Origin of the sequence: Chromobacterium haemolyticum (assembly GCF_002081825.1) — a bacterium.
GTDB classification, from domain to species: Bacteria; Pseudomonadota; Gammaproteobacteria; order Burkholderiales; family Chromobacteriaceae; genus Chromobacterium; species Chromobacterium fluminis.
Genome location: NZ_MUKU01000029.1, coordinates 1 through 26,084, shown reverse-complemented (window position 1 = coordinate 26,084; position 26,084 = coordinate 1). Strand labels below are relative to the sequence as shown.

Genomic DNA, 26,084 nt, shown 5'->3' with positions numbered 1-26,084 from the left:
AGCGCCCGCCAGCCGCATCCTTTCCGGATGCGGCTTTTTTACGGCCAGCACCGGCGCTGCCAAATGCCGGCTTTTGCGCTAATCTCCGCCCCCCGGTCCGCCGCCGCCTTGACGCTCCAGCCATCCCCCCTTACTCTCGCCCTTGCGCTGTGACAATCCACAGCCGCGGGACTGGGAGGTCCTACTTTAGTGTGGTAGCAACCGCTGGCCAGCGGTTCGCTACGTCCATGCGTCTGCCGCAAACAGGGCAGGCCATGGCACTGAGTCCCCGCAAGGGGGCTGCCGTGCGCACTGCGGTCCTCCCACTTTGTCATGAGCCTGCCCACGCCTTCCGCGCGTGCCGCGCAGGCATTCTTAAGCAGATGTTTGTGGAGGCCATAATGAATATATTGAGTTTCTGCCAGCCGCACCCTTGCCATACCCGGCCCGAGACACCGGAGGGCCAGCCATGAACGCCCCCGTCGCCAAGCCGGAGTTGTCACCGTTGCAGCGCCTGCATGAGCAGATCAAGCAGCTGCGCATCGTCACCGCCGGTCAGGATGAGACTTACGCTCTGGTCAAGCTCATGGAGCAGCGCTATCTGCAGGCCGATGAAAGCCTGACCCAGGGCATCGTCCACGTCCACGCCGCCAACCAGAGTCTGCATGCATTGATGGCGTTGCTGCAGGACAGCCAGGAGGACAAGCACGTCAACTGCCAGCAAATGGCGGCGCTGCTGGAGCCCATCCGCCAGGAGTTGCAAGCCGGCTTCGAGCAGATTTCCGATGTGATATAAGGCGCCGCGCCGCGGCGACAAGCGCGGCGCTTCGCCTCCGGCGCACTGACACCCGTCCGCTGCCGCCGCGCGCGCGTTTCCCGCAAAATCGTCCCCAGTCTTTTCAGCAGCGACAGCTGTCATCGGCCTCCGGCCGATTTTCTTTTCGCATTTTCTTATCCGCGGGAGGCGATTCCATGCAAGAAGCACTCAAGCCCATCAACACGCCGGACACCTTGTTTCACGACGGCAACCCCACCACCGGCGAACTGGGCACCATAGTCAGCGCCGACTGGTTGAACAATCTGCAACTGGCGACGCGCTCAGCCCAGGAGGAGTTGATCTCGCTGATCAAAGACAGCGGCCAGACGTTGGACGCCGGCCGCAAGGACCAATTGTTGCAGGCGGTGAAAAAAATGGCCTGGGGCGGCGACAGCAAACCGACCACGCTGGCGGGCTATGGTATTGGCGACGGCGCCACCAAGGCCGAAGTGGCGGTCAAGGCCAACAAGGCCAGCACCCTGGCGGGCTACGGCATTCAGGACGGTATCACCGTGGCCATGCTGCCGCGCCGCAACCTGCTGGCGGATGGTGGCCGTTTCTTTGATCCGTTCACGCCGGAGGGTATTGTGCAGGCGAGAACCAATCAGATCACCGCACCGTTTGCCACGCCTATGCATAATGTTTCATTTAGCCAAAGCGCCAGCTCGGTGGGGCGTTTCATTCACGATAATGGCTCGTATGAAGGCCTTGGTCCGAAACTGACGCAACCGGTGGTGGATTTGCTGAATGCAATGGAGCGTGGAAACAAACGTTATGGTTACGAGTTTCACATCGCGGAGTTGCGCTGCGGTACGTTGACCTATTCGCCGCAAGTGCTGGACGGCAAAAATATGGCGGTGGCGCTGGCATACGGGGTTGGAACAGAAGGGCCGGTGACTTTTATGAACTGGCTGCGTTGCATTAGCGGTTCTATCTACTATGACTATGGCCAGTATCGCAATGGCAAGCCAATGGAGAACAAACGCATCACGCCCAGCGATGGCTGGGTGCATATGGCTGGGGTGGGGGATTGGGGCGGCGGCTACAGCATCAGCCACGTTTACGCCGAGAATAACTCGGTCTTCCAGCTGGCTTTGCCCGCCACGCTGTCCGGTGTGCATGGCGGTTACGTACACAAAGCGCCGATCGCGCCGTAAACAATCTTGGTTTCCAAGCATGGCAATCCTGTGGGATTGCCATTTTTTTGTCTGTTCGCTACTGACATCCGTCCGCTGCTGACGCGCGTCGCTTCCCGGCACAATGAGGGCATTAATTCACCAGCGAAGCGGGTCAACTGGCGGTCTGATGACGGCTGATGTGGTCCGTGCCCCGCCTATGTCGCCTGCCCGGCTCATGGGCAGACTCAATTAAGGAGCGAGAGCGCGATGCAAAACACCTTGAAGCCGATCAACAGCCCGGACGGCCTGTTTCATGACGGCAACCCCACTACCGGCGAACTGGGCACCATCGTCAGCGCCGATTGGCTGAACAGCCTGCAGCAGGCGACTGCCGCCACTCAGGACGAGTTGATTGCCTTGATCAAGGACAGCGGCCAGGCATTGGACGCCAACCGCAAGGATCAATTGCTACAGGCGGTGAAGCAACTGGCCTGGGGTGGTAATAGCAAGCCGACCACGCTGGCGGGCTACGGTATCAGCGACGGGGCCACCAAGGCCGAAGTGGCGGTCAAGGCCGACAAGGCCAGCACCCTGGCGGGTTACGGCATTGCCGATGGCGCGACGGCTAGTCAATTGCGTGCCGCGGCGCCAGCCGGCGAAGTGACCTACTTTGCAATGCCATCTGCACCGCCAGGTTGGTTGAGATGTGATGGCTCCTTGGCCAGCCGCAATGTTTATCCCGCGTTGTTTGAGGCAATTGGGACGCGATACGGTGCAGGAGATGGGACAACAACGTTTAACTTGCCTGATTTACGCGGAGAATTTATCCGCGGTTGGAGCAGCGATCACCCTGTAGTAGACGTGGGACGTGCATTTGCGTCTAGGCAAATGGGCTCATTGATTCCTTATCAAGGTTATATCGATCCGACCCGCAGCGGTGCATGGCAAAGCAGTTACAACGATAGGTTGGGATGGGTGAGTGATCTGTTTGATGATGGTTTTGAGAGCAACCATGTCGATGGTAATTCCGTGGTTAATTACGGTGTAACTCCGATCCCGAACTGGCAAGCTCAACTTCTTGGAGGCACATTGACGCAAGCTGTTACAGGGTCGACAACCAACCTTTTGAAAGGCACCCGCCCCCGCAACATCGCCCTGCTTGCCTGCATCAAACACTAAGGAGACCACCATGCAAGAACGCACGCAGAAAACCGTCTACGCCTACCATTCGGAAACCGGCGAGTATTTGGGCACCACCATGGCGGACCTGTCGCCACTGGACGTTGAAGAAACCTGGCTGATTCCGGCCTACGCTACCGAGCAGCAACCGCCGCAGGCGGGGAACAGGCAAGCGGCGGTCTATCGCGACGGCAGCTGGCAGCTGGCGGAGGATTTTCGCGCGCTCAAGCTGTGGAGCAAGGTCAGCGCGCAGCCGGTGACGGCGCAAATCGGCGACACGCCGGACAGCCTGCAGGCCACCGAGCTGGAGCCGCCGGCCTTCGCGGTGTGGAACAAGAAAGCCTGGAAAGTGGATGTCGACGCGCAGCGCGCGGCGTTGACGGCGCAGGCGCAGCGGGAGTTGCAGCAGCGCTTGGCTACTGCCTACGTCCTGCGCCGGCCTTTGGAGGACGCGCAGGAGCTGGGGCTGGCTACGGCGCAGGAGCAGGGCTTGCTGACGGAGTGGAAGCGTTACTGCGTCGAGCTGTCGCGCTTGCCGCAGTTGGCCGCTGTTGGGCGAGGTGGACTGGCCTGCGGCGCCTGCCTAAACATTGAGTTTATGTGCTTGGAAAACGGCGGCTTCGGCCGTCGTTTTGCTTTGTAGCTGCGCTCCAAACTACTGACATCCGTCCACTGCTGACGCGCGTCGCTAAACGGCAAAATGACGGTATTGATTCACTAGCGAAGCAGGTCAGCGGGTGGTTTACGGACCACCCGCCCGGCCCGAAGTCCGCCCCAAGCCGCCAGCCCGGCCAGCGGGCCAACCCTGTAAATGGAGCGAGAGCGCGATGCAAAACACCATGAAACCGATCAACAGCCCGGACGGCCTGTTCCACGACGGCAATCCTTACACCGGCGAATTGGGCACGGTGGTGACCTCGGAGTGGTTGAACAATGTCCAGTCCGCTGCCCAGTCCAGCCAGGACGAGCTGTTGACGGTGATACGCGACAGCGGCCAGAGCGCGGATCCGGCGCGCAAGGACCAGTTACTGCAGGCGCTGAAGAAGCTGACCTGGGGCGGCAATAGCAAGCCGACCACGCTGGCCGGCTACGGTATCACCGACGCCTTGCCGCTGAGCGGCGGCAAGATGAATGGGCGGGTGGATTTTCAGCCCAATTCTCGTTTCCTGGCCGAGGGCGGCAAGGAAGGCGGCCAGCTGCAATTGCAAGCGCCGCAAAGCGACAGCAAGCTCAGCGACGTCAATATCGATGTCTGGGGCAACCAGTTCCGCGTGTTCAACAACGATGGCGTCAAGTCTCGTGGTTTTTACGTGGACCTGACCCAGTGCGAGGACGGTCCTATCACCAATCTGCTGACCATGTCCGGCGCGCCTGGCATGGTAGGCCACTTCGCAACGCCTTACACGCCGCCAGGCTGGCTGAAATGCGATGGTTCTCCGGTCAGCCGCAGCACTTACCCCGGCTTGTTTGCGGTGATCGGAACTATTTATGGCGCAGGGGATGGCTCGACGACATTCAATCTTCCGGATTTGCGAGGGGAGTTCATTCGTGGCTGGAGCAGTGATCGTCCAACAGTGGACGTGGGACGTGTGTTTGGCAGCGCTCAGATCTCGACCCAAGTGCTGGTTGATGATGATGCAAATGAAGTCGTTGGAACCATAGACTGGACAAATAACAATTTAGTGGCTCTTGGCTATGAGTCAGCTGATGTTGGCTCCATACATCTGCATTACACAAAATCAATCAATGGTGGAGTTCATTCAGCGAGTTATGTGCGTTCCATTCGCCCCCGTAACCTAGCCCTTCTCGCCTGCATCAAATACTAAGGAAACCGCCATGCAAGAACGCAAACAGAAAACCGTCTACGCCTACCATCCGGAATCCGGCGAGTATCTGGGCACCACTACGGCGGATCTATCGCCGCTGGATGTTGAGGAAACTTGGTTGATTCCGGCCAATGCCACCGAGCAGCAACCGCCGCAGGCAGGGGACAAGCAAGCGGCGGTCTACCGCGATGGCGGCTGGCTGCTGGTGGTGGATTTTCGCGCGCTCAAGCTGTGGAGCAAGGCCAGCGCGCAGCCGGTGACGGCGCAAATCGGCGACACGCCGGACAGCTTGCAGGCCACTGAGCTGGAGCCGCCGCCCTTCGCGGTGTGGAACAAGAAAGCCTGGAAAGTGGATGCCGATGCGCAGCGCGCGGCGCTGACGGCGCAGGCGCAGCAGGAGTTGCAGCAGCGTTTGGCCGCGGCCTACGCTCAGCGCCGGCCTTTGGAGGACGCGCAGGAGCTGGGTTTGGCGACGACGCAGGAACAAGGCTTGTTGACGGCGTGGAAGCGTTACTGCGTCGAGCTGTCGCGCCTGCCGCAGCAGACCGCGTGGCCGCAGTTGGCCGAGGCGGACTGGCCTAAGCAGCCTGCCTGAGCGTTTGCAGATTGCTGTTCCACGTGAAACCACCCGCGCCAGGCATGCCCGCGCGGGTTTTTCTTAAAGCCTGTTCAAAGTCTCGCGGGCAAGAGCGAGACAAGGCGAAAATAGCTGAGAAAGCGGAATGTACACGTGGTACATGAGCATTTCGAAGGTGTACTCACCGCGCCGCTACTCACGTAGCGCAGCAGACATTGAACAGGCTCTTATGGCCGCGCCAGCGTGATCTCCACTCTTTCCTTGCCCTGGCCCACGTTCTTGCGTTTGAGTCGCAGTTCGCCCACTTCGCCGCTGCGGCGCAAATGGGTGCCGCCGCAGGGCACGCGGCAGAGGCCGGGCAGTTCCCAGTAGCGGCGCTGGTTTGCTGCGTCGGAATAGGCGCTGACGATGGGGAGATCGGCGTCTATCAGCGCCTGTACCTTGGCGGCGATGGTGGGCAGCCGCGGGGTGATGGGCTGGACCAGCGCAAAATCGATACGCGCCTTGTCCTCGGCGATGTGGGCGCCTATCTTCTCGGCGTCGGGCAGTTCGCGGCAAATGGTTTCCAGTACCAGCTCTGCGGCGAAGTGCAGCCGCATCAGCCGGTAGCGGCGCGGCCAGTCTATCGCCACCGTCACCGCGTCGTCAGCGCTCAGGCCGTGGCCGTCCGGCAGGGTGTAGACGATGTCCTGGTCCTGTTTTTCCGCGCGTAGCACCGGGCGGCCGCCTATGCTGCCGCTATCGCTTTCCTGGCCGCCGGAGAAGGCGTAGAAGATGGTGGCGTCCAGCCAGACCCGCGAGCCGTCCACGTGCGCCACCGTGGTGTGCAGCTCGGTCTGGTAGGGGTCGACCCAGAACTGTTTGCGCACGCTCATGCCGCGCTTCCGGGATTCGCGGCCAGCCGCTGGTAGATGTCGGCGTCTCTTTTTTCCATCATCCATTCCGGCCGGGACAGCGGGCTGAAGCCGAACTGCGCGTACAGGCCGTGAGCGTCGGCGGTGGCCAGCAGCATGCGGCGCAGGTTCTGCAGGCCGGGATGGCTGTCAATCGCCGCCATCAATTGCTTGGACACGCCTTGGCCGCGCCAGGCTTCGACCACGAACACGTCGGCCAGATAGGCGAAGGTGGCGTAGTCGGTGATCACGCGAGCGAAGCCTATCTGCTCGCCGTCGGCGGCGTAGGCGCCGAAGCACAGCGAATGGGCTAGCGAGCGCTCGAAGATGTCGCGCGGCAGTTGGCGCGCCCAGTAGGATTGCTCCGACAGGTAGCGGTAGACGCGTTCGCGGTCCAGCCGCGCGGGATCGGTGTCGATGTGGATGGTCATGGAACGGCTGGCCAGGCGAGGGGGATGCCATAAAGATAACATGCTCAGCCGGGCTGGGAGCGGCGGAAGTATTCGACGCCGCTCCGGCTTGCTGGCGGGTTATAGGTTTTTGATCTTTTCCAGTTCCTCCGGGCTGTACTTCTTCTCGCTGGCCTTGGTCAGGTCGGTGAGCAGGCCGGCGTGGACGTCGCGCGCCGATTGCACCGCGCTCAGCATATTGCCGCCGCTCCACTGGCCGGCGAAGCCGATCGCGGTTTGCGGCTGGCTGGCGTAGAGGCTGGTCAGCATCGCGTCCACCGCCGGCTGTTGGCCCTGGAACTGCCGTTCCAGCCGCGTCTGCCATTGCGCCAGCACCGGCAGGTACTTGTCCGGCTTGGCCTGGGCCAGCGTGGCGTTGGCGCGGAAGGCCCAGTAGGCGGAGCTGCTCTCGTAAGTGGCCGCGCCGGCGCGCAGCGGCGCAGGGATGTCCTTCATCGCGTTTTCGTACATTGGCACCAGTACCGCGCCGGCCGGGCTGCCGAAGGATTGCCAGGTCAGCGCCGCCAGCTCCTTGGGCAGGCCGGCGCGCAGCTGGATGACGTGGGTTTCTATGGTGCGGTCCACGCCCATCGGCCGGTCCGCGTCCTTCAGCTTGGCCAGCGCGGTGCCGTGGAAGGTGGCGCGCAGCACCTTGGCTACGTCGGCCACGGCGATCTTGCGCTCAGGCTTCAGCGTCAGCGGGTATTGCGTCTGCCGCGTGGCTTGGCGCAGCGCCGGGTTCAGCAGCTGCTGGCCCAGCCATTCGCGGTCCACATTGTATTTGTCGCCGACGACGCCGAAGGCCTGGGCGAAGTTGAAGCGTTTGGCGTCCACCTTGGCCAGCAGCTGGTGTTTGGCGGTGAACTCGGCCAGGCCGGGGCTGGCGATCACATTGGCGCGGTCGGCGAGGTCGATGTCGTGCAGACGCAGGCCATTGGCCACCATTAAGTAACTATCCTGCGGCACGCGGTAGGCCAGCCAGTGGTGGCCGGAGCCGATTTCCATATACCAGGCTTCGTCAGGGTCGGCGATCAGCACGCCGTTGCCTTCGCCGGCGCCGTATTGGTTGAGGTAGCGGCCCAGCAGTTCCACCCCTTCGCGCGCTGTTTTGGCCTGCGGCAGGATCAGCGAGGGGATCACCGCCTCCACCACGCCGTTGTCCAGCAAGGGGTCCGCTTTTTTGGCGCGGGCGTTGATTTCCGCGCTATTGGTGGCGGATACCGCCACATTGAATTCATTGACGCCGCGTTCCTCGTACAGCCCGTCGCCGCCGGCGCTGTCGCCGTTCCAGTCCATCAGTCCGCTGTAGCGGTAGAACTGCGCCGGAGCCGGCACTTTCAGGCCGTTCTTGAAGCTCAGCGTTTCATCCTTGGCCGCCGCGCGCGCCGGGTGCAGCACCAGGCGCTTGTTCCAGTTATTGATGTAATAATCCTCGTTGCGGGCGATGATGATGGAGCCATCGGCGGAAGCCTGTTTGCCGACGATCAGCGATGAGCAGGCGTCGGCGAGCGGAGCGGCCAGCGCAAGGGCGGTGGCCAGGGCAAGCAGGGTAGGGCGCGGCGTCATGATGCATTCCTCTTATGGAGCGGTCAGTCGCGGGGCGAGACGGCTCGTGGTGGCCGCGCGCTTTGCGTGCGGCGGTTTGGCGGTGAGGGCAAGCAGATTGTAGGCAGATGGTTCGCGTTAGTTGAAATGAGAATCCCATGCTTGCCTGATGCATATCAATCTTGCGCCGTTTCATTAAAATGTGGCGCAAAGTGTCTGATTTATGCAATTGATTTTGCCATCCGGACGTAAGTCTTATTAAGCTTGGCATTTCATTGTGGCGGCATGTTCCGCTGCGGCGGGAACGGAAGGAATATGAAAATACTGACGATGGCGCGCAAGCTGTTCTTCACGGTGCTGGCCGCGGCCTTGGCGTTGTGGGCTTACGGCGCTTACAGCGGCGAGCCTCAATGGCAGCAGTGGGCGATGTATCTGGGCAACGCGCTGGCCTTGGGCGGCGCTTACCTGGTGCCGACCTTGACCGCGGCGCTGGTGGGCTGCCCGAGGCTGAAGCTGGTGGCGGCGCTGAACGTGCTGGGCGGCTGGCTGATCCTGCCGTGGATCGCGGCGATGATGCTGGCGCTCAAGCGCGACGATCTAGCGGCCAGATCCTGAACCCGTCTGGCACAATGGCTTGTCTTCACCGCCCCGTCAGAGGGCGGCGTAAGAACCTGTTTATGATCTGCTGCGCGTCGTGACGCGTGGCACGGTGAGTACCGCCTCGAAATGCTCATGTACCCTATGACCATTCCGCTTTCTCAGCGGTTTTCGCCTTGTCTCGCCTTAGCTCGCGAGATCGTAAACACGTTCTAAATGGTTGCACGAGGCGATACCACACTACTCAAGGAGAAACGCATGTTCCAGCACGTCGACGCCTATGCCGGCGATCCCATCCTGTCGTTGGTCGACGCTTTCGGTAAGGACCCGCGCGGCGACAAGGTCAACCTCAGCATCGGCCTGTATTACGACGAACAGGGCCGTATTCCGCGGCTGAACGCGGTGCAGCAGGCCGAAGCCAAACTGGCGGCTCAGCCGACGCCGCCCTGCACTTATCTGCCGATGGACGGCCTGCCGGCCTACCGCAAGGCGGTCCAGGAGCTATTGTTCGGCGCCGCGCATCCGGCGCTGGCCGCCGGCCGCGTCGCTACCATCCAGACTCTGGGCGGTTCCGGCGCGCTGAAAGTGGGCGCGGACTTCCTCAAGCGTTATTTTCCCGATGCCCAGGTGTGGGTCAGCGATCCCACCTGGGACAACCACGTGGCCATCTTTGAAGGCGCTGGCATTGCGGTGAACCGCTATCCCTATTTCGACGCGCAGACCCGCGGCGTGGACTTCGCCGCGATGCTGGACACGTTGGAAACCTTGCCGGCCGGCAGCATCCTGCTGTTGCATCCGTGTTGTCACAATCCCACCGGCTCGGACCTGAACAATGCGCAGTGGGATCAGGTGGTGGCGCTGGCCAAGCGCAAGCAGCTGATTCCCTTCATGGACATCGCCTATCAGGGGTTCGGCGCTGGCTTGGATGAGGACGCCTACGCCATCCGCGCGATGGCCGACGCCGGCGTGTCTTTCCTGGTCAGCAACTCCTTCTCCAAGATCTTCTCGCTGTACGGCGAGCGTTGCGGCGGCTTGTCGGTGGTGTGCCCGAACCAGGCCGAGGCGGAGCTGGTGTTGGGCCAGCTCAAGGCCACGGTGCGCCGCAACTATTCCAATCCGCCCACCACCGGCGCGCGGCTGATCGCCACTGTGCTGGGCGACGCCGAGCTCAAGGCGTTGTGGCTGTCCGAGGTGAACGAGATGCGCGGCCGCATCCTGGAAATGCGCGGCATCCTGGTGGAGGTGTTGAAACAGGCGTTGCCGGAGCAGGACTTCTCTTATCTGGTCCATCAGCGCGGCATGTTCAGCTATACCGGCTTCAGCCAGGCCCAGGTGGACGCTCTGCGCGAGCGTTTCGGCGTTTACCTGGTGGGCACAGGCCGCATGTGTGTGGCCGGCTTGACCCGCGCTAATGCGCCTTATGTGGCCAAGGCTTTCGCCGCGGTTCAGTAAGAACCTGTACATAATCTGCTGCGTTGCGCCGACTTGCCGTACTCAAGGTACTGCCTATGTCGGCGCGTCTTGCCTCAGCCGTAAAACTGAGTTTTGTCAGCCACTCTTAGAGCCTGTTCACGATCTTTTCTAATTGAAGGTATTGTTCAAGGCATTGAGTCCGCTACGCGGATGATGATTTAGGGCCGGTCCCGCCCGGCGAACGGAAAGGGAAATTTGCACGGCCAAATTACCCTTTACCCCAAAGGCCGCCCTGCAAGCCTGGCCTGCGGCTTCCCGCCGGATCCCGTCAGGCCCGAGGCGCGGCTGAACTCGCAGCGCGCTAACGTCGCGCAGCTCGAACAAGCAGCCGCTTAAAACCTCGGGCCTGCCACCCGTCGGCAGGCTTGAAGGGACCTGGGGCACGTCGGATACGTGGTCTCCTACGTATCTAGCAACGCTTCACCACACCTACAAAAGATCGTAAACAGGTTCTTAAAACCGGCCCTCAGCCGGCGGCCAGGCCTTGCTTCAAACGGGCCAGCGCTGGCTTGGCCAAGGCGTCCGGCGCGTAGCACAGGCCGACGCGGCGGCTGAGTTCCGCCTGTTCCAGCCGCACACAGCCCAGCTCGGGGTGGTCCTTGGCCAATCCTTGCGGGACGAAGGCGATGCCGGCGCCGGCCGCGGCCAGCGTCGCCGCCTGTTGCAGGGTGGCGCAACGCGCGGCCACCGCCAGCTCCCGCGCCGCCACGCCCAGCAGGCTGGCGAAGCGTTGGTGCGAGGGGTGGTCCGGGCAGGCGATCAGGTCCTGGCCCAGCAATTGTCCCGGCCGCAGCAGCGGCTGTCCCGCCAGTGGCGCGTCGGCGCGCATCGCCAGCACATAATCCTCTTCCCACAGCGGCAGGAACAGCTCGTCCTCGCAACGATTGGCCTCCTCGTCCAGCCGCGCGTCGCCGGCGCAGCCCGCCGCCAGTTCCAGCAGCAAGCCGTCCACCGCGCGATAGGCCGCCGCCAACACGCGCGCCACATCGGCCTGACCCAGGTCCGCCGCCACGCCCAGCGTCAGCGGCAGGCAGTCCTGTCGGCCGCGAAACAGCTGTGTCAGGCTGTCGGCTTCTTCCACCAGCCGCCGTGCCGACGGGTAGAGCAGCCGGGCGGCGTCGGTCACTTCCACGCCGCGCGGCTGGCGCTGAAACAGTACGGCCCCCAGCTGTTCTTCCAGTTGTCGGATGGTGGCGGACAGCGCAGGCTGGCTCAGGTAGAGACGCGCCGAGGCCTGGGTGATGTTGCGCTCTTCAAATACGGCGATGAAAGCTTTGAGCGAGCGGATATCCATAAATTTAACCGATGGCAGCAAGTGGAATAAACGATTTTTCGTGGAATCTTCAGCGAATTATAGTGCTGCTCAAGGATTTGATATCAGTTATTTCTATTGCTAAAGGAGAAGTTCCATGAGTAAGGCTCTCATTGTCATCACCGGCGCCAGTTCCGGCATCGGCGCCGCCACCGCCCGCTTGCTGTCGCAGCAAGGCCATTCGCTGCTGTTGCTGGCGCGCCGGGTCGAGCGCCTGGAGGCATTGGCGTTGCCGAACACGCTATGCCGCGCGGTGGACGTGACCGACCGCGCCCAGCTGGCCGCCGCGGTGGCGGAGGCGGAGGGCCGCTTCGGGTCGGTGGACGCCATTGTCAACAACGCCGGCGTGATGCTGCTGGGACAGATGGCTGAGCAAGCGCCGGAAGAGTGGAAAACCATGTTCGACGTCAATGTGCATGGCCTGCTCAACGGCATCCACGCAGTGTTGGGCGGCATGGTGGAGCGCAAGCGCGGTACGGTGATCAATATCAGCTCGGTGGCCGGGCGCAAGACCTTCCCCAATCATGTGGCCTATTGCGGCACCAAGTTCGCGGTGCACGCGATGTCGGAGAACCTGCGCGAGGAAGTGGCGGACCACGGCGTGCGGGTAGTGACGATCGCGCCGGGCGCGGTGGACACCGAGCTGCTGTCGCATACCAGCAGCGAGGCGATCAAGGCGGGCTACGAGGCTTGGAAACAGGAGATGGGCGGGGTGCTGGCGGCCGAGGACGTGGCCAGCGCCATCGTCTACGCTTATCAGCAGCCTCAGAACGTGTGCATCCGCGAGATCGTGCTGGCGGCGACGCGGCAGCAGCCTTAAGAGACTGTCACTCCGCCACGTACAACTGAGTCTCCGCCTCCCGCATTAGCTCAACGACGGCGGGCGGCGGCGGCTGGTCGGTGAACAGCGCGTCTATCTGCGACAGATGGCCCAGCTCGACCAGCGCCGGGCGGGCGAACTTGCTGTGGTCGGCGGCCAGGAACACGTGGCGTGATTGCTGAATGATGGCCTCGGCGCTGCGTACTTCACGGTAGTCGTAATCACGCAGCGTGCCGTCCAACTCGATGCTGGAAATGCCGATGATGCCGTAATCGACGCGGAACTGGCGGATCAGCTGCACCGTGGCTTCGCCGGTGATGCCGCGGTCGCGTTTGCGCAGCATGCCGCCCAGCACAATGACTTCGCAGTCCGGGTAGTCGCACATGGTGTCCGCCACGTGCAGATTATTTGTGATCACCCGCAAGCCGCGATGCTGGTGCAGCGCCTTGGCCACTTCCTCAGTGGTGGTGCCCAGATTGATGAACAGCGAGGCGTTGTCCGGGATGTGCCGGGCCAGGCATTCGGCGATGCGGCGCTTTTCGTCTATGCACAGCACCTGCCGCGCCTGGTAGGCCACGTTTTCCACGCTGGACAGCACGCTGGCGCCGCCGTGATAGCGTTGCAGCAGCTGGTGCTCGGCCAGCAGCGCGATGTCGCGGCGTATGGTCTGCCGGGTGACGGAGAAATGTTCGGCCAGCTTTTCCACGCTGACGTAGCTATCGCGTTTGACCATGGCCAGCAGTTCCTGCTGGCGTTGATTCAGAATGAGCATAAGCGGCAAGGCGGCGGGTTGAGACTGTCCGATTGTAAGCGGACAACTCGTCCCGGCGCTATGCCGTCAGCGTTGCCGCCGCGTATTCGGCCAGCGCCAGGCTGGCGGTGAGGCCGGGGGATTCGATGCCGTAGAGCTGGACCAGGCCAGGCACGCCGTGCTGCGCCGGGCCTTGGATCAGAAAGTCCGCGTCCGCCGCGCCGGGGCCAACGATTTTGGGACGGATGCCGGCATAGGCCGGCGCCAGCGCCTGTTCCGGCAGCGCCGGCCACCAGCGGCGGATGCCATCATAAAAGCGGTCGGCGCGCGCCGGGTCCACCTGGTAGTCGATGGCGTCCACCCACTCCAGGTCCGGGCCAAAGCGCGCCTGCCCGGCCAGGTCCAGCGTCAGATGCGTGCCCAGGCCGCCGGCCTCGGGCAGCGGGTAAATCAGGCGTTGGAACGGCGAGCGGCCCTGTAGTGCGAAATAGACGCCGCGCGCGTAATAGGGCGTGGGGATGGTTTCACGTGGAACCCCGGCCAGGCTGGCCGCAACCCGCGGCGCCCAGGGGCCGGCGGCGTTGACCACCAAGCGCGCCTGGAGCCGCATGCCGGCGATGTCCAGCGCCAACCCGTCGTCCGCTACACGGCCGCCGTGCAGCGGCGAGTTCAAGGCCAGCGTCGCGCCGTGAGCCTCGGCGTCGGCCAGCAGGGCCAGCATCAGACCGTGGCTGTCCAGGATGCCGGTGGACGGCGAGAGTAGCGCGGCGCGGGCTTGCAAAGCCGGTTCCAGCGTCTGCAGTTGATCCGCGTCCAGCCAGCGCAGATCGGTCACGCCGTTGGCGGCTGCGCGCTGTTGCAAGGCTTGCAGCCGAGGCAGCTCGGCCTCGTCGGCGGCGACGACGAGCTTGCCGCAGCGCCGGTGGGGGATGGCGCGCTGGGCGCAGTAGTCGTAAAGCCGCTGGCGGCCGGCCACGCACAGCCGCGCTTTCAGGCTGCCGGGCGGATAGTAGAGCCCGGCGTGGATGACTTCGCTGTTGCGGCTGGACGCATGTTGACCGATGGCGCTTTCCGCTTCGACGATGACGACTTCGCGGCCGGCCATCGCCAGCTGTCGGGCCACGGCCAAGCCGATCACGCCGGCGCCTATCACCACGCATTCCACTTGTTCCATCATGGCTCCCGGCTTGTCATTCTTCAGATGGTGCGCCTTGGAACGCGCGGCGTCCATATGGAAAAAGCCGCCCACGGGAGGCTTTGGACTCACGTGACGGCCCGGCTCAGCCGGCCATCGCGGCTTCGACTTCCTCCACCGTTCTGGGAATCGGCGCGCCTAGCACGCGGCTGCCGTTGGCGGTGACCAGCACATTGTCTTCGATGCGGATGCCGCCGAAGTCGTGGTACTCGCGGAATTTGTCGTAGTTGATGTACTGGCTGTGGCGGCCTTCGGCGGCCCAGGCTTCGATCAGCGCGGGGATGAAGTACATGCCGGGCTCCACCGTTACCACCATGCCTTGTTTCAGCGGCTTGCCCAGGCGCAGGTAGCCGAGGCCGAACAGCGGGCTGCGCTCGGTGTCCTCGCCGTAGCCCACCAGATCTTCGCCCAGGCCTTCCATATCGTGCACGTCCATGCCGATCTGATGGCCGAGGCCATGCGGGAAGGCGATGGCGTAGGCGCCGGATTCGACGATGGCGTCGGCGTCGCCGCGGAAGAAGCCCAGCGCGCTCATTCTTTCCGCCATCAGCCGCGCGGACAGCTTGTGCACGTCCAGATAGCGCACGCCCGGCTTCATCGCCTCGATGGCGGCCAGCTGCATGTCCAGCACGATGTTGTACAGCTCGCGCTGGCGCGGGCTGAACTTGCCGCCCACCGGGAAGGTGCGGGTGATGTCGCTGGCGTAGCCGCCGCCGGAGGTACAGCCGGTGTCGTTCAGCGCCAAGTCACCGCTTTCCAAGCGATTGTCGTGGTGATGGTTGTGCAGCACTTCGCCGCGGCGCGAGAAGATGGACGGATAGGCCAGTTGCCAGTCATGGCGGCGCATGATGCCTTCCATCTCGCCTACTACTTCGTATTCCATGACGCCGGGCTTGGCGTGGCGCATCGCGGCGATGTGCATATCGCGGGTTACCGCCAGCGCCGCTTCCATTTCGGCGATTTCCTCGTCGCCCTTGATCTCGCGCAGCGCCACCACGGCATGGGTCAGCGGCGCGGAGAAGCCTTCCTTGACCTGGGCCGGATGAACATTCAGCAGGCGGCCCATTTCGATCAGGGTCTCGCCGCGGTACGGCGCCAGGTAATGCACGGCGCGGCCGGCGGCGCGCGCGGCGGCTACCGCGGAGGCCAGGTTGGCGTAGGCGCTGCTGCGGTCCAGGCCGGCCAGCGCGGCGCGCTCGGCCAGGCTGGGCAGCGGGCCGGTCCAGACGATGTCGGCCACGTCCGGGTCGTTGCCGAACAGCGTCGCTTCGCCGCTGTCGGCATCGATGAGGCCGGCCAGGCCCGGCTCGTTCAGGCCGAAGAAATAACGGAAGCTGGAGTCCTGAACGAAGGGCAGGGTGTTGTCGTGGTAGTTCATCGGCGAATCGACATTGCCGACAAACAGCAGCAGGCCGGACAGGCCGGCCGCTTGCAGACGGGCGCGGCGTTGCGCGTATACGGTGGCAGCGAACATGGTTTCCTCGAGGGTGGGCAGGGTCCGCCCGGTCGGACGCCGCGCGGAATATTGTATCCAGTTCCTTAACTTATCATGCCCGCCGCCAGGCTGCCAGTGCCGGTTCAACCACGCTGGCCGATGACGGCTTCGGCCTGCCGGGGCTTGGCCGGGCGCAGGATCAGCGCCACCGCGCCGCCGGCCAGCAAGGCCCACAGCGGCGCGCCCAGGCCGGCGATGCTGACGCCGGAGGCGGCTACCACGAAGGTGATCAAGGCCGCTTCGCGATGGCCTTCGTTGGCCAGCGCCGCGCTCAGGGAGGACGCCAGGGTACCGAACAGCGCCAAGCCGGCGGCGGTGGCCACCAGCGCCTTGGGCAGGGTCAAAATCAGGCTGGCCAGCGCGCCGCCGGCCACGCCCAGCACCAGATAGAGCGCGCCGCAGATCACGCCGGCCACGTAACGGCGTTTAGGATCGGGATGGGTTTCCGGCCCAGTGCAGATGGCGGCGGTGATCGCCGCCAGCACCACGCCGTGGCCGCCAAAGGGAGCGGTCAGCATGGACACCGCGCCCAGCAACGACACCGGCGAGCGCGCTGGGATGGTGTACCCGGAGGAGGACAGGACCGCCATGCCGGGCAGGAACTGGCCGGTCAGCGCCACCAGGGCCAGCGGCAGAGCCAGGTTGAGGAAGGCGCTCCACGACCACTGAGGCGGGGTGAACAGCGGACCGCCGCCGCCGCCGTGAGCCGGCAGCGGCTGGAACAGGCCTTGAGCCGCCGCCAGCAGCAGGCCAAGCAGGATGGCGGCCGGCAGCGCGTAACGCGGGAAGAAGCGGCGGCCAACGAAGAACAGCGCGGCCATACTGACCACCAGCAGCGGGGCGTGGCCCGCGGCGCTGGCCAGTTCGGCGACGAAGCGGAACAGGATGCCGGCCAGCATCGCCGCCGCCAGCGCGGCGGGAAAGACCTTCATCAGCCGGTCGAACAGGCCGCTGACGCCCAGCAGGGTGACGATGGCGGCGGCGGCGAAGAAGGCGCCCACCGCTTCGCCGTAGGGCACGCCGGGCAGGGCGGCCAGCAATAGCGCTGCGCCGGGCGTGCTCCAGGCGGTGATCACCGGCGCTTTCCAGCGCCAGGACAGCCATAGGCCGGCCACGCCGGAGCCGATGGACACCGCCCAGATCCAGGAACCGAGCTGGGCCGGGGACAGGCTGGCGGACTGCGCGGCGTGGACGATGATGAGGAAGGGGCCGGAGTAGCCGACCAATAAGGCCAGCACTGCGGCCAGCGCGGCGGAGGGCGACAGGTCGCGCCAGAAGGTGGACGGCATGATGCGCTTTCTTGCGATGAAAAGTAGCGCCCAGCCTAGCGCAAGCGCCGGTCCGCGCCTTCCCACAGCCGACGTAAACAGTTTATGCTGCGCACAATCTGTTCTATATAACAGCCATGAGCGATTCCCTGTATTTACGCATCGCCGCGGAAGTCGAGCAAGGACTGGACAGCGGCGAATATCCCCCCGGCAGCCGCCTGCCCTCGGTGCGCCGTCTGGCCGCCGAGCACGGGGTCAACGTCTTGACCGCGCTGGCGGCCTACCGTCATCTGGAGCGTCGGCAACGCGTCAGCGCCCGCCCGCGCGCCGGCTTTTTCGCCGCCTTGCCCAGCCGCGCGCAGCAGGCGCATGCCCGGGACGACGGCTTGCCGTCGGCGGCGACCCTGGTGCGGGTGGACAGCCGCATGTCGCAATTGATCGAGTGGTCCGGCCTGGACATCGACACCCAACTGCACATGGCGGAAGCGCATGGCAGCATGTATCCGGCGGCGGCGTTGGCGCGTCGGCTGCAGCAGACGCTGAACCAGCGCCCAGAACTGATAAGCGCCTATTTGCCGCGCGGTGAGCAGGCGAGGCTGTATCGGCTGGTGTGCGAACTGGCGGCGCAGTGGCAGTTGGCGCTGGAGCCCGACGCCATCCTGTTCACCCACGGCATTACCGAGGCGATCAGCCTGTCGCTGCGCTTGCTGACCCGGCCCGGCGACACCGTGGCGGTGGAGACGCCGGTGTACTTCGGTCTACTGCAAACCCTGGAGGCCTTGGGGCTGAAGGCGTTGGAAATCCCGTGCACGCCGGACGCCGGCCTGTCGCTGGAGGCGCTGGAGTTCGCCTTGCGCCACGGACCGGCGCCGCGTTGTTTGGTAACGGTGACCAATTTTCAGAATCCCACCGGCGCGCTGATGCCGGACGAAGCCAAGAAGCGATTGTTGCGGCTGGCTTACCGTCACGGTCTGACCATCATCGAGGACGATGTGTTCGGCGAGCTTTACTTCGGCGGGCAGCACCCAACGCCGTTGAAAGCCTGGGATAGCCGCGGCGAAGTGATTTACTGCTCGTCCTTCACCAAGAGCTTCGCGCCCTCGTTCCGTCTGGGCTGGCTGTCCGGCGGCCGCCATCATGCGGCATTGGCGCGGCTGAGCAATAGCAGCAGCCTGGTGAGCTCGGCCTTGTATCAGGGTTTGCTGGCGGATGTGTTGGCCAACGGCGACTACGCGCGCTTCGCCGAGCGCTTGCGGCGGCAGTTGGCGAGGCAGATGCGTCAGCTGGCCGACGCGGTGCTGGCGGCCTTCCCCAAGGGCACGCGGCTGCGGCGGCCGCAGGGCGGCCTGCTGCTGTGGGTGGAGTGTCCGGAAGGGCTGGACGCAGGCCGCCTGCTGGAGCGGGCGTTGGCCGAATCCATCAGTTTCGCGCCAGGCCTGGTGTTTTCCGCCGAGCCGCGTTTCGGCCATTGCCTGCGACTGAACTTCGGCCAGCCGTGGTCGCCGGCCTTGGAGGGAGCCATCGCCACCTTGGGCCGCTTGGCCGGCGAGCAGCTGAGCCAATGAAAACGGCGGAGCGTAGGCTCCGCCGCGAGACAGCAAGGTAAGGTTGGCTCAGTCTTGACGCGCGCGGCGCGCCTTCACCGCGTCGGCCAGCGTGGTCAGCAGTTTTTCCGTGTCGTCCCAGCCGATGCAGGCGTCGGTGACGCTCTGGCCGTAGGTCAACTCGCAACCCGGTTTCAGGTCCTGGCGCCCTTCCACCAAGTGGCTTTCCACCATCACGCCGAAGATGTTGGCGTTGCCGGCGGCCAATTGACCGGCGATGTCGTCGGCCACTTCCATCTGACGACGGTAGTCCTTGCGGCTGTTGGCGTGGCTGAAGTCCACCATCAGCTTTTGCGGCAGGCCCACGGAGACTAGTTCCGCCGCCGCGGCGCTGACATGCTCGGCCGAGTAATTGGGTTCCTTGCCGCCGCGCAGGATCACGTGGCAATCCGGGTTGCCGCCGGTGGAGACGATGGCGGAGTGGCCGGTCTTGGTCACGGACAGGAAATGGTGGGGCACGCTGGACGAGCGGATGGCGTCCACGGCGATCTTCAGATTGCCGTCGGTGCCGTTCTTGAAACCCACCGGGCAGGATAGGCCGGAGGCCAGCTCGCGGTGCACCTGGCTTTCGGTGGTGCGCGCGCCGATGGCGCCCCAGCTGATCAGGTCGGCGAAGTACTGTGGCGTGATCATGTCCAGGAATTCGGTAGCGGCCGGCATCCCCATGTCGTTCAGGGTCAGCAGCAGGCGGCGCGCGATGCGCAGGCCGCTGTTGATGTCGAAGGATTCGTTCAACATCGGGTCGTTGATCAGGCCTTTCCAGCCGACGGTGGTGCGCGGTTTTTCAAAGTAGACGCGCATCACCACCACCAGCTCTTCCGCTAGCTTGTCGCGCAGCGGCGCCAGTTTCTTGGCGTATTCGATGGCGGCTTCGGTGTCGTGGATGGAGCAGGGCCCGATCACCACCAGCAGGCGGTCGTCTTCGCCGCGCAGCAGCGCGGAGATGTCGCGACGGGCGGAGTAGATCACTTCCGAGGCGGCTTCGGTGATTGGCAGTTCGTACAGGTGGGCGATGGGCGGCAGCAGTTCCTTGATTTCGCGGATTCTGACGTCGTCGGTCTGGCGTTGCATAAAGCGTGTCCCTTGCTATTTCAGTTTTTGCATAGCAGCAAGATAACCGGATTCGACGACGCTAGACAAGCGGCCGGTCTGCTTTAATGCCCTAAATTCATACTAGACAGTCATTAGAGGCAAGCTATCGTCTGTCGATTTATCTGCTTGTTTTTGTTGAATAGAGGAAACGCGGGCATGAAAAACGCCCTGGTTGCGGCCAGGGCGTTTTGCGGGCGAGAGCCGGAACAATCAGTCGGCGTACTGGCGTTTCATGCGCTCGCGGCGCTCCTGGGCTTCCACCGACAATGTGGCGGTGGGGCGGGCCATCAGGCGGCGCAGGCCGATGGGCTCGCCGGTATCCTCGCAGAAGCCGTAAGAGCCGTCTTCGATCTGGCGCAGCGAGGCCTGGATCTTCTGCAGCAGTTTGCGCTCGCGGTCGCGGGTGCGCAGTTCCAGCGCGTATTCCTCTTCCAGCGTGGCGCGGTCGGCGGGATCCGGCGTGGCTTCCTGCTCTTGCAGGTGGTTGGCGGTCGCATTTGCGTTAGAGAGCAACTCCAGCTGCATCTGCAACAACCGGTCTTTGAAAAACTCAAGATGGTCGGCGTTCATGTAATCGTCGCCGGTCCAGTTGAGGATATCCTGTTCGGTTAGTTTGGCCATATTTGGTGCTTCCAGCATAGAGTTGGCAACAGGCGGAGAAGATTACCGGCGCCCCGCTATTTCTGCAACTGTCTTAGGCGCTTAGGTGATATTAACTCCCTGCTGCTGACAATCGGTATAGCGTTGTTTCACTCCGGTAACAAGCCTGAGACATCGTTAAAAGGGTATTGGCGCAACAGGCTAGGACATAAAATGTCCCGGACAGTTCAAAGGCGGCAATCCGCCGCCTTTTTCCGTGGGCCGGCGCGCCGAGCGGCGTGCCGGATCTGCAATGTCTGGATGGCTTATTTCAGCGACAACACCCACTTGGCCAGCGCGCGCAGGTCCGCGTCCGGGATGTTCGGATGCGGGGTCATCGGCACCGGGCCCCATACGCCGGAGCCGCCGTTCTTGACCTTGGCCATCAGCATGGCTTCCGCGCCTTTCTGGCCGGCGTATTTCTTGGCCACATCTTTGTAAGCCGGACCCACGATTTTCTTGTCCACCGCATGACAGGCGGTGCAGCTGTACTTTTGCGCCAGCTGCATATTGGCGAAGGCGGGAGCGGCGACGGCGCTCATCAGGGCGGCGGCGAGCAAGGCTTTTTTCATTGGAAGTCTCCTGTTTGGTGATGCAAATCGGTTGCCAAATGGACGACCGCAGCGGTGCGGCCGCAAAAAATATGACAAATAACCTGAATTCCTACAGTACTACCTTGAGTTGGGTCAAGAAGCTTGCTTCAAGCATGCGCACCGGCAGCATCAAAATCACCTGGATGATCAGGAACAGCACCAGCGGCGACAGGTCCACGCCGCCAATATTGGCCTTGCGGAACGGGCGCAGGAAGGGCCGGGTCAGCGCGTCCAGCACCGGCATCAGCGGGTTGTAGGGGCTGACCCAGCTGAGCACGGCCTGGACGATGACGCTACCCATCAACAGGGTCAGCGACTGCTTGAACACCTCCAGCAGCGACAGCAAAGACAGCGCCACCCATACCTGCGGAAAGGTGAAGACTTCCGGCACCGAGCTCAGCAGGGTGACCAGCACGTTGGCCAGCAGCGAAATCAGCCAGGCCAGCAGCATGGTGGCGCTGTCGTAGCCGCGCATCGCCGGCACCAGCTTGCGCATGGGCAGCACCGCGAAGTTGGTGGCGGCCATCACGAACTGGCACAGCGGGTGTTTGAACGGCGCGCGCGCCACTTGCAGGTAGAAGCGCAGCAGGAGCACCAGCACGAACAGGCCGGAAAGAGTGTGGATCAGAAAACGCAAAGTGTCGAAAAACATGATGTGGCTTAGTCCTGGCTGAGTTGTTGGCCCATTTCGATCGAGCGGTCGCGACAGTCCAGCGTGCCGGCGATAATGGCTTGTTTGACGCCGTCCGCCTCAAAGCGGGCGATGGCGCGCTCGGTGGTGCCGCCCTTGGACATCACATTGGTGCGCAGGGTGCCGACCGACAGCGGGCTTTGCTTGGCCAGCTCCACCGCGCCTTCAAAGGTGGCCAGCACCAATCGGCGCGCCTCTGCTTCGGAGAAGCCGGTCTGTTGCGCCGCTTCTATCATGCTTTCGATGAAGTAGAACACATAGGCCGGACCGCTGCCCGAAACGGCGGTGACGTCGTCGATGCGTTGTTCGTTTTGCAGCCAGAGCGTGATGCCGGCCGCCTGCATTACGGTGTTGGCGTCCTGGCGGTCGTCTTCGCTGACGCCCACCGATGCGAACAGGCCGGACACGCCCTTGCCTATCATCGCCGGAGTGTTGGGCATCACCCGCACCACGCGCTTGCTGCCCAGCCAGCGGCACAGCGCGTCCAGGCGAATGCCGGCGGCAATGGAGATGACCAGCGCGCCGTTGAGCCTGGGCTCCAACTCCAGGCACAAGTCGCGAAGGTGCTGCGGCTTGACCGCCAGCACCACGATGTCGCCGATGTCGAAGGCGTCCGGCAGCGCCGCGCCGCCGCTGACGTCGTATGCCTGACGCAGCCGCTCCACCTTGCCCGCGTCAGGGTCCACTACGTGGATGCGATGCGCCGCCTGCTTGATCAGGCCGGCGATGATGGCGTTGGCCATATTGCCGCCGCCGATGAAGGTAATCCGCATGATCTTTCCTTAATAAATCGGCCTGAATGTCTGCTGTTTCAAACCAATGTCATTCAATGATAATGGCGCGCGCCGAAAATGGCGGTGCCCACCCGCACCATGGTGGCGCCTTCGGCGACGGCGACGGCCATATCGGCGGACATGCCCATGGACAAAGTGTCCAGCGCCAGCCCTTCGGCGTTCAGGCGCTCTCGCAGTTGGCGCAACAGGGCGAACTGAGACGCCAGCCGCGCAGTGTCCTCCGTGGGCTCCGGGATGCACATCAGGCCGCGCAGGGTCAGGCGCGGCAAGGCCGCCACTGCGCGCGCCAGTTCCAGCGCCTGTTCCGGGGCGCAGCCGCTCTTGCTGGCCTCGCCGGAGACATTGACCTGAATGCATACATTTAGCGGCGGCAGCGCGTTGGGCCGCTGCGCCGACAGCCGTTCTGCGATTTTCAGCCGTTCCACCGAATGGGCCCAGTGGGCCAACTCCGCCACCGCGCGGGTTTTATTGGATTGCATCGGGCCGATGAAGTGCCATTCGATCTCCAGGCCGGCCAGCGCCTCGGCCTTCTGCTGCAATTCCTGTGCGTAGTTTTCACCAAAGGCGCGCTGGCCGGCAAGATAGGCTTGCTCGATGTCCGCTGCAGGGAAGGTTTTGCTGACGGCCAGTAGGCGCACCGTTCCCGCCGGCCGGCCGGCGGCGTGTTCCGCGTCCGCCAGGCGCTGGCGGACTTGTTGCAAGGGTTGGGAGATGGAGTCTGTCATGGCGTCGAGAAATGGTTTGCTGCGGGCGGTGCGGCTTGTTGCCCGGGGTTGGGGTTTCTACAAAGCAGCATGGCCGCGCATCGTTAATAATATGGGGTGACGGCGATATCCCAAATGGCTGAGTTGAGCTTACAATCAGCGCCAGAGCCGGAAATGCCGGAAGTGGGCCGGCGTCTTGTTTGGACGCGTTGCCGGCGCGCGGCGGTACTTCATTTTAAGTAGTCGCCTGGCGGCTGAAACCATGGCGGCGGCGCAGTCATCGTGGAGATTATATTATGGAAATTTCGGAGCTCTTGGCCTTTACGGTCAAGAATAAGGCGTCCGACCTGCACTTGTCCGCCGGGCTGCCGCCGATGATCCGGGTGAACGGCGACATCCGCCGCATCAACCTGCCGCCGATGGACCACCATGACGTGCACGACATGGTGTACGACATCATGAACGATTACCAGCGTAAAATCTTCGAAGACACCTTCGAGTGTGACTTTTCCTTCGATCTGCCCGGCATCGCCCGTTTCCGCGTCAACTCATTCGTGCAGAACCGCGGCATGGGCGCGGTGTTTCGGGTGATTCCGTCCAAGGTGCTCTCGCTGGAACAGTTGGGCGCGCCCAAGATTTTCCAGGAAATCGCCGCCTTTCCGCGCGGGCTGGTGCTGGTGACCGGCCCCACCGGCTCCGGCAAATCCACTACGCTGGCGGCGATGATAGATTTCATCAACGACAACCACTTCTCCCACATCCTGACTGTCGAGGACCCGATCGAGTTCGTCCACGACAGCAAGAAGTGTTTGATCAACCAGCGTGAACTGGGTTTGCAGACACACAGCTTCGCCAATGCCTTGAAGTCCGCCTTGCGCGAAGACCCGGACGTGATCCTGGTGGGCGAACTGCGCGATCTGGAAACCATACGCCTGGCTTTGACCGCGGCGGAAACCGGTCACCTGGTGTTCGGCACTCTGCACACCAGCTCCGCGGCCAAGACCATAGACCGCATCGTCGACGTATTCCCGGCCGGGGAAAAGGAGATGGTGCGTTCCATGCTGTCCGAGTCTGTGCGCGCGGTGATCGCCCAAACCCTGCTTAAAACCAAGGACGGCAGCGGGCGGGTGGCGGCGCATGAAATCATGTTGGGCACCCCGGCGATCCGCAACCTGATCCGGGAGAACAAGATTGCTCAGATCAACTCCATGATCCAGACCGGCCAGCAGCACGGCATGCAGACGCTGGACCAGTGCCTGCAGGAGCTGGTGCGGCGCAATATGGTGTCGCCGGCGGATGCCAGGCAAAAGGCCGCCAACAAGGATCAATTCTGAGCGGGCGCTGCTCTACACTTAAATGGCGACCCGCGGGACCTCATCATGGAAAAAGACCAGGCTTCCAAGTTCATACTGGATCTGCTGAAGCACGCCACCGGCAAGAACGCCTCCGACGTTTTCATCGCCGCCGATTTCCCCCCGGCGATGAAGATAGACGGCAAGATCACTCCGGTGGCGCCGCAGCCCTTATCCGCCCAGCACACCAAGGAACTGGTGCGCGCGGTGATGAACGACCGGCAGACCGAGGAGTTCGAAACCAAGAAGGAGGCGAACTTTGCGATCAACCCGCCGGGTCTGGGACGTTTTCGCGTCAGCGCCTATGTGCAGCAGGGCCATGCCGGCATGGTGTTGCGCAAGATAAACACCGAAATCCCCACCTTCGACCAGCTCAACCTGCCGCTGGTGCTGCGCGATATCGCGCTGATCAAGCGCGGCCTAGTGATCTTCGTCGGCGGCACCGGCTCAGGCAAATCCACCTCGCTGGCCGCGCTGGTGGACTGGCGCAACAGTCATAACCACGATCACATCATCACGATTGAAGACCCGATCGAATACGTGCACCAGCACAAGAAGTCCATCATCTCCCAGCGCGAGGTGGGCGTGGACACCGATGATTGGGACATTGCCTTGAAGAACACCTTGCGCCAGGCGCCGGACGTGATTCTGATGGGCGAGATTCGCGATCGCGAAACCATGGGTTACGGCTTGCAGTTCGCCGAAACCGGCCATTTGTGCCTGGCCACGCTGCATGCCAACAACGCCAACCAGGCGCTGGACCGCATTCTCAACTTCTTCCCTGAGGAACGCCATCAGCAGGTGTTGATGGATCTGTCGCTGAATATGCGCTCCATTATCTCTCAGCGGCTGGTGCCGATCAAAAGCGGCCGCGGCCGGGTGGCGGCGGTGGAAATTCTGCTCAACAGCCCGCTGGTGTCCGACATGATCTTTAAAGGCGAAATCGCCAGTCTGAAGGAAGTGATGGGCCGCTCGCGCGAGACCGGCATGCAGACCTTCGACCAGTCCTTGTTCGAGTTGTACGAAGCGGACCTGATCAGCTACGAGGACGCTCTGCGCAACGCCGACTCCATTAACGATCTGCGGCTGAAGATCAAGCTTTACAGCGAGGGTTCCAAGTCGCGGGACCCACTGGAAGGCATAGATCACCTAGACATCGTCTAAGAGCCTGTTCACGATCTTTTGAGCAGCAGAACGAGGAAGGCTAAATGGATGAACTGCAAGCTGGTATTGAGTTTCCGCTCGCAGTTCTTCCATAACCGTCGGCATTTCTCAAGCCAAGCAAATGAGCGCTCCACCACCCAACGTTGAGGCATCACCG

27 protein-coding genes are annotated in these 26,084 nt (G+C 63.2%); 12 read left to right on the top strand and 15 right to left on the bottom strand.

Annotated elements, in window-relative coordinates; all coding sequences use genetic code 11:
- Positions 1–448 precede the first annotated feature (448 nt).
- The 6 genes from B0T39_RS18245 to B0T39_RS18220 all read left to right on the top strand — a co-directional run bounded on the left by B0T39_RS18245 (position 449) and on the right by B0T39_RS18220 (position 5,514).
- Positions 449–775, top strand: a complete 327-nt coding sequence (locus B0T39_RS18245) for a hypothetical protein (RefSeq protein WP_081549101.1) — start codon at positions 449–451, stop codon at positions 773–775.
- A 176-nt stretch (positions 776–951) separates the two neighbouring features.
- Positions 952–1,953: a hypothetical protein gene (locus tag B0T39_RS18240; RefSeq protein ID WP_081549099.1), complete on the top strand. Its 1,002-nt coding sequence runs from the start codon at positions 952–954 to the stop codon at positions 1,951–1,953.
- A 228-nt stretch (positions 1,954–2,181) separates the two neighbouring features.
- Positions 2,182–3,093 carry a phage tail protein gene (locus B0T39_RS25925; RefSeq protein WP_217806277.1) on the top strand — a complete coding sequence of 304 codons (912 nt, stop codon included), beginning with the start codon at positions 2,182–2,184 and terminating at the stop codon, positions 3,091–3,093.
- 10 nt (positions 3,094–3,103) lie between these two features.
- Positions 3,104–3,736: a tail fiber assembly protein gene (locus B0T39_RS18230; protein WP_081549097.1), complete on the top strand. Its 633-nt coding sequence runs from the start codon at positions 3,104–3,106 to the stop codon at positions 3,734–3,736.
- Positions 3,737–3,932: 196 nt separating this feature from the next.
- Positions 3,933–4,919, top strand: coding sequence for a phage tail protein (locus tag B0T39_RS18225; RefSeq protein WP_254894595.1), 987 nt, complete (start codon positions 3,933–3,935; stop codon positions 4,917–4,919).
- 10 nt (positions 4,920–4,929) lie between these two features.
- Positions 4,930–5,514, top strand: coding sequence for a tail fiber assembly protein (locus tag B0T39_RS18220; RefSeq protein WP_081549095.1), 585 nt, complete (start codon positions 4,930–4,932; stop codon positions 5,512–5,514).
- A 209-nt stretch (positions 5,515–5,723) separates the two neighbouring features.
- On the opposite strand, the gene B0T39_RS18215 is transcribed toward B0T39_RS18220, so the two are convergent.
- The 3 genes from B0T39_RS18215 to B0T39_RS18205 form a co-directional block, all read right to left on the bottom strand.
- Positions 5,724–6,371, bottom strand: coding sequence for an alanyl-tRNA editing protein (locus tag B0T39_RS18215; RefSeq protein WP_081549093.1), 648 nt, complete (start codon positions 6,369–6,371; stop codon positions 5,724–5,726).
- Positions 6,368–6,820: a GNAT family N-acetyltransferase gene (locus B0T39_RS18210; RefSeq protein WP_081549091.1), complete on the bottom strand. Its 453-nt coding sequence runs from the start codon at positions 6,818–6,820 to the stop codon at positions 6,368–6,370. Before B0T39_RS18210 ends, B0T39_RS18215 begins: the two co-directional genes overlap by 4 nt.
- Positions 6,821–6,919: 99 nt before the next feature.
- Complete coding sequence (locus tag B0T39_RS18205; protein WP_081549089.1) at positions 6,920–8,404, bottom strand: C69 family dipeptidase; 1,485 nt, start codon at positions 8,402–8,404, stop codon at positions 6,920–6,922.
- Between the two features lie 294 nt (positions 8,405–8,698).
- On the opposite strand from B0T39_RS18205, the gene B0T39_RS18200 reads away from it, so the two are divergent.
- Both B0T39_RS18200 and B0T39_RS18195 read left to right on the top strand, forming a co-directional pair.
- Positions 8,699–8,998, top strand: a complete 300-nt coding sequence (locus tag B0T39_RS18200) for a superinfection immunity protein (protein ID WP_176219600.1) — start codon at positions 8,699–8,701, stop codon at positions 8,996–8,998.
- A 240-nt stretch (positions 8,999–9,238) separates the two neighbouring features.
- On the top strand, positions 9,239–10,432 hold the full coding sequence (locus tag B0T39_RS18195; protein ID WP_081549085.1) for an amino acid aminotransferase: 1,194 nt from the start codon (positions 9,239–9,241) through the stop codon (positions 10,430–10,432).
- A gap of 487 nt (positions 10,433–10,919) precedes the next feature.
- Here B0T39_RS18195 and B0T39_RS18190 read toward each other — a convergent pair whose 3' ends face one another.
- On the bottom strand, positions 10,920–11,747 hold the full coding sequence (locus tag B0T39_RS18190) for a LysR family transcriptional regulator (protein ID WP_081549083.1): 828 nt from the start codon (positions 11,745–11,747) through the stop codon (positions 10,920–10,922).
- Between the two features lie 115 nt (positions 11,748–11,862).
- Here B0T39_RS18190 and B0T39_RS18185 point away from each other — a divergent pair, with 115 nt between their 5' ends.
- Positions 11,863–12,585 (top strand): SDR family oxidoreductase, encoded by a 723-nt coding sequence (locus B0T39_RS18185; RefSeq protein WP_081549081.1) that lies wholly within the window; start codon positions 11,863–11,865, stop codon positions 12,583–12,585.
- 7 nt (positions 12,586–12,592) lie between these two features.
- On the opposite strand, the gene B0T39_RS18180 is transcribed toward B0T39_RS18185, so the two are convergent.
- From B0T39_RS18180 to B0T39_RS18165, 4 genes are all read right to left on the bottom strand, one after another.
- A complete protein-coding gene (locus B0T39_RS18180) occupies positions 12,593–13,357 on the bottom strand; it encodes a DeoR/GlpR family DNA-binding transcription regulator (protein ID WP_081549079.1) in 765 nt (254 codons plus the stop codon).
- A gap of 58 nt (positions 13,358–13,415) precedes the next feature.
- Positions 13,416–14,603, bottom strand: coding sequence for an NAD(P)/FAD-dependent oxidoreductase (locus B0T39_RS18175; RefSeq protein WP_254894594.1), 1,188 nt, complete (start codon positions 14,601–14,603; stop codon positions 13,416–13,418).
- Positions 14,604–14,616: 13 nt separating this feature from the next.
- Positions 14,617–16,005, bottom strand: a complete 1,389-nt coding sequence (locus B0T39_RS18170) for an aminopeptidase P family protein (RefSeq protein ID WP_081549077.1) — start codon at positions 16,003–16,005, stop codon at positions 14,617–14,619.
- 104 nt (positions 16,006–16,109) lie between these two features.
- On the bottom strand, positions 16,110–17,315 hold the full coding sequence (locus B0T39_RS18165; protein WP_081549075.1) for a benzoate/H(+) symporter BenE family transporter: 1,206 nt from the start codon (positions 17,313–17,315) through the stop codon (positions 16,110–16,112).
- A gap of 116 nt (positions 17,316–17,431) precedes the next feature.
- Between B0T39_RS18165 and B0T39_RS18160 the strand changes: the two genes are divergently transcribed.
- Positions 17,432–18,859: a PLP-dependent aminotransferase family protein gene (locus B0T39_RS18160; protein WP_081549073.1), complete on the top strand. Its 1,428-nt coding sequence runs from the start codon at positions 17,432–17,434 to the stop codon at positions 18,857–18,859.
- Positions 18,860–18,907: 48 nt separating this feature from the next.
- Here the strand turns inward: B0T39_RS18160 and aroG are convergent, their stop codons facing one another.
- From aroG to B0T39_RS18130, 6 genes are all read right to left on the bottom strand, one after another.
- Positions 18,908–19,969: a 3-deoxy-7-phosphoheptulonate synthase AroG gene (gene aroG, locus B0T39_RS18155; protein ID WP_081549071.1), complete on the bottom strand. Its 1,062-nt coding sequence runs from the start codon at positions 19,967–19,969 to the stop codon at positions 18,908–18,910.
- A 231-nt stretch (positions 19,970–20,200) separates the two neighbouring features.
- Positions 20,201–20,611: an RNA polymerase-binding protein DksA gene (dksA, locus tag B0T39_RS18150; protein WP_081549069.1), complete on the bottom strand. Its 411-nt coding sequence runs from the start codon at positions 20,609–20,611 to the stop codon at positions 20,201–20,203.
- 284 nt (positions 20,612–20,895) lie between these two features.
- Positions 20,896–21,201 carry a c-type cytochrome gene (locus tag B0T39_RS18145; protein ID WP_019102525.1) on the bottom strand — a complete coding sequence of 102 codons (306 nt, stop codon included), beginning with the start codon at positions 21,199–21,201 and terminating at the stop codon, positions 20,896–20,898.
- 91 nt (positions 21,202–21,292) lie between these two features.
- Positions 21,293–21,874 carry a YggT family protein gene (locus B0T39_RS18140; RefSeq protein ID WP_081549067.1) on the bottom strand — a complete coding sequence of 194 codons (582 nt, stop codon included), beginning with the start codon at positions 21,872–21,874 and terminating at the stop codon, positions 21,293–21,295.
- A gap of 8 nt (positions 21,875–21,882) precedes the next feature.
- Positions 21,883–22,686 (bottom strand): pyrroline-5-carboxylate reductase, encoded by an 804-nt coding sequence (gene proC / locus B0T39_RS18135; RefSeq protein WP_081549065.1) that lies wholly within the window; start codon positions 22,684–22,686, stop codon positions 21,883–21,885.
- Positions 22,687–22,739: 53 nt separating this feature from the next.
- Positions 22,740–23,432 carry a YggS family pyridoxal phosphate-dependent enzyme gene (locus B0T39_RS18130; RefSeq protein ID WP_081549063.1) on the bottom strand — a complete coding sequence of 231 codons (693 nt, stop codon included), beginning with the start codon at positions 23,430–23,432 and terminating at the stop codon, positions 22,740–22,742.
- 275 nt (positions 23,433–23,707) lie between these two features.
- On the opposite strand from B0T39_RS18130, the gene B0T39_RS18125 reads away from it, so the two are divergent.
- Together B0T39_RS18125 and B0T39_RS18120 are read left to right on the top strand one after the other, a co-directional pair.
- Positions 23,708–24,745, top strand: coding sequence for a type IV pilus twitching motility protein PilT (locus B0T39_RS18125; RefSeq protein WP_043589321.1), 1,038 nt, complete (start codon positions 23,708–23,710; stop codon positions 24,743–24,745).
- Positions 24,746–24,790: 45 nt separating this feature from the next.
- The gene (locus B0T39_RS18120; protein ID WP_081549061.1) at positions 24,791–25,927 is read left to right on the top strand and encodes a PilT/PilU family type 4a pilus ATPase; all 1,137 of its coding nucleotides are present in this window, start codon (positions 24,791–24,793) and stop codon (positions 25,925–25,927) included.
- A gap of 8 nt (positions 25,928–25,935) precedes the next feature.
- On the opposite strand, the gene B0T39_RS18115 is transcribed toward B0T39_RS18120, so the two are convergent.
- The coding region (locus tag B0T39_RS18115; protein WP_141111082.1) for a transposase at positions 25,936–26,084 on the bottom strand (149 nt) is incomplete at its 5' end.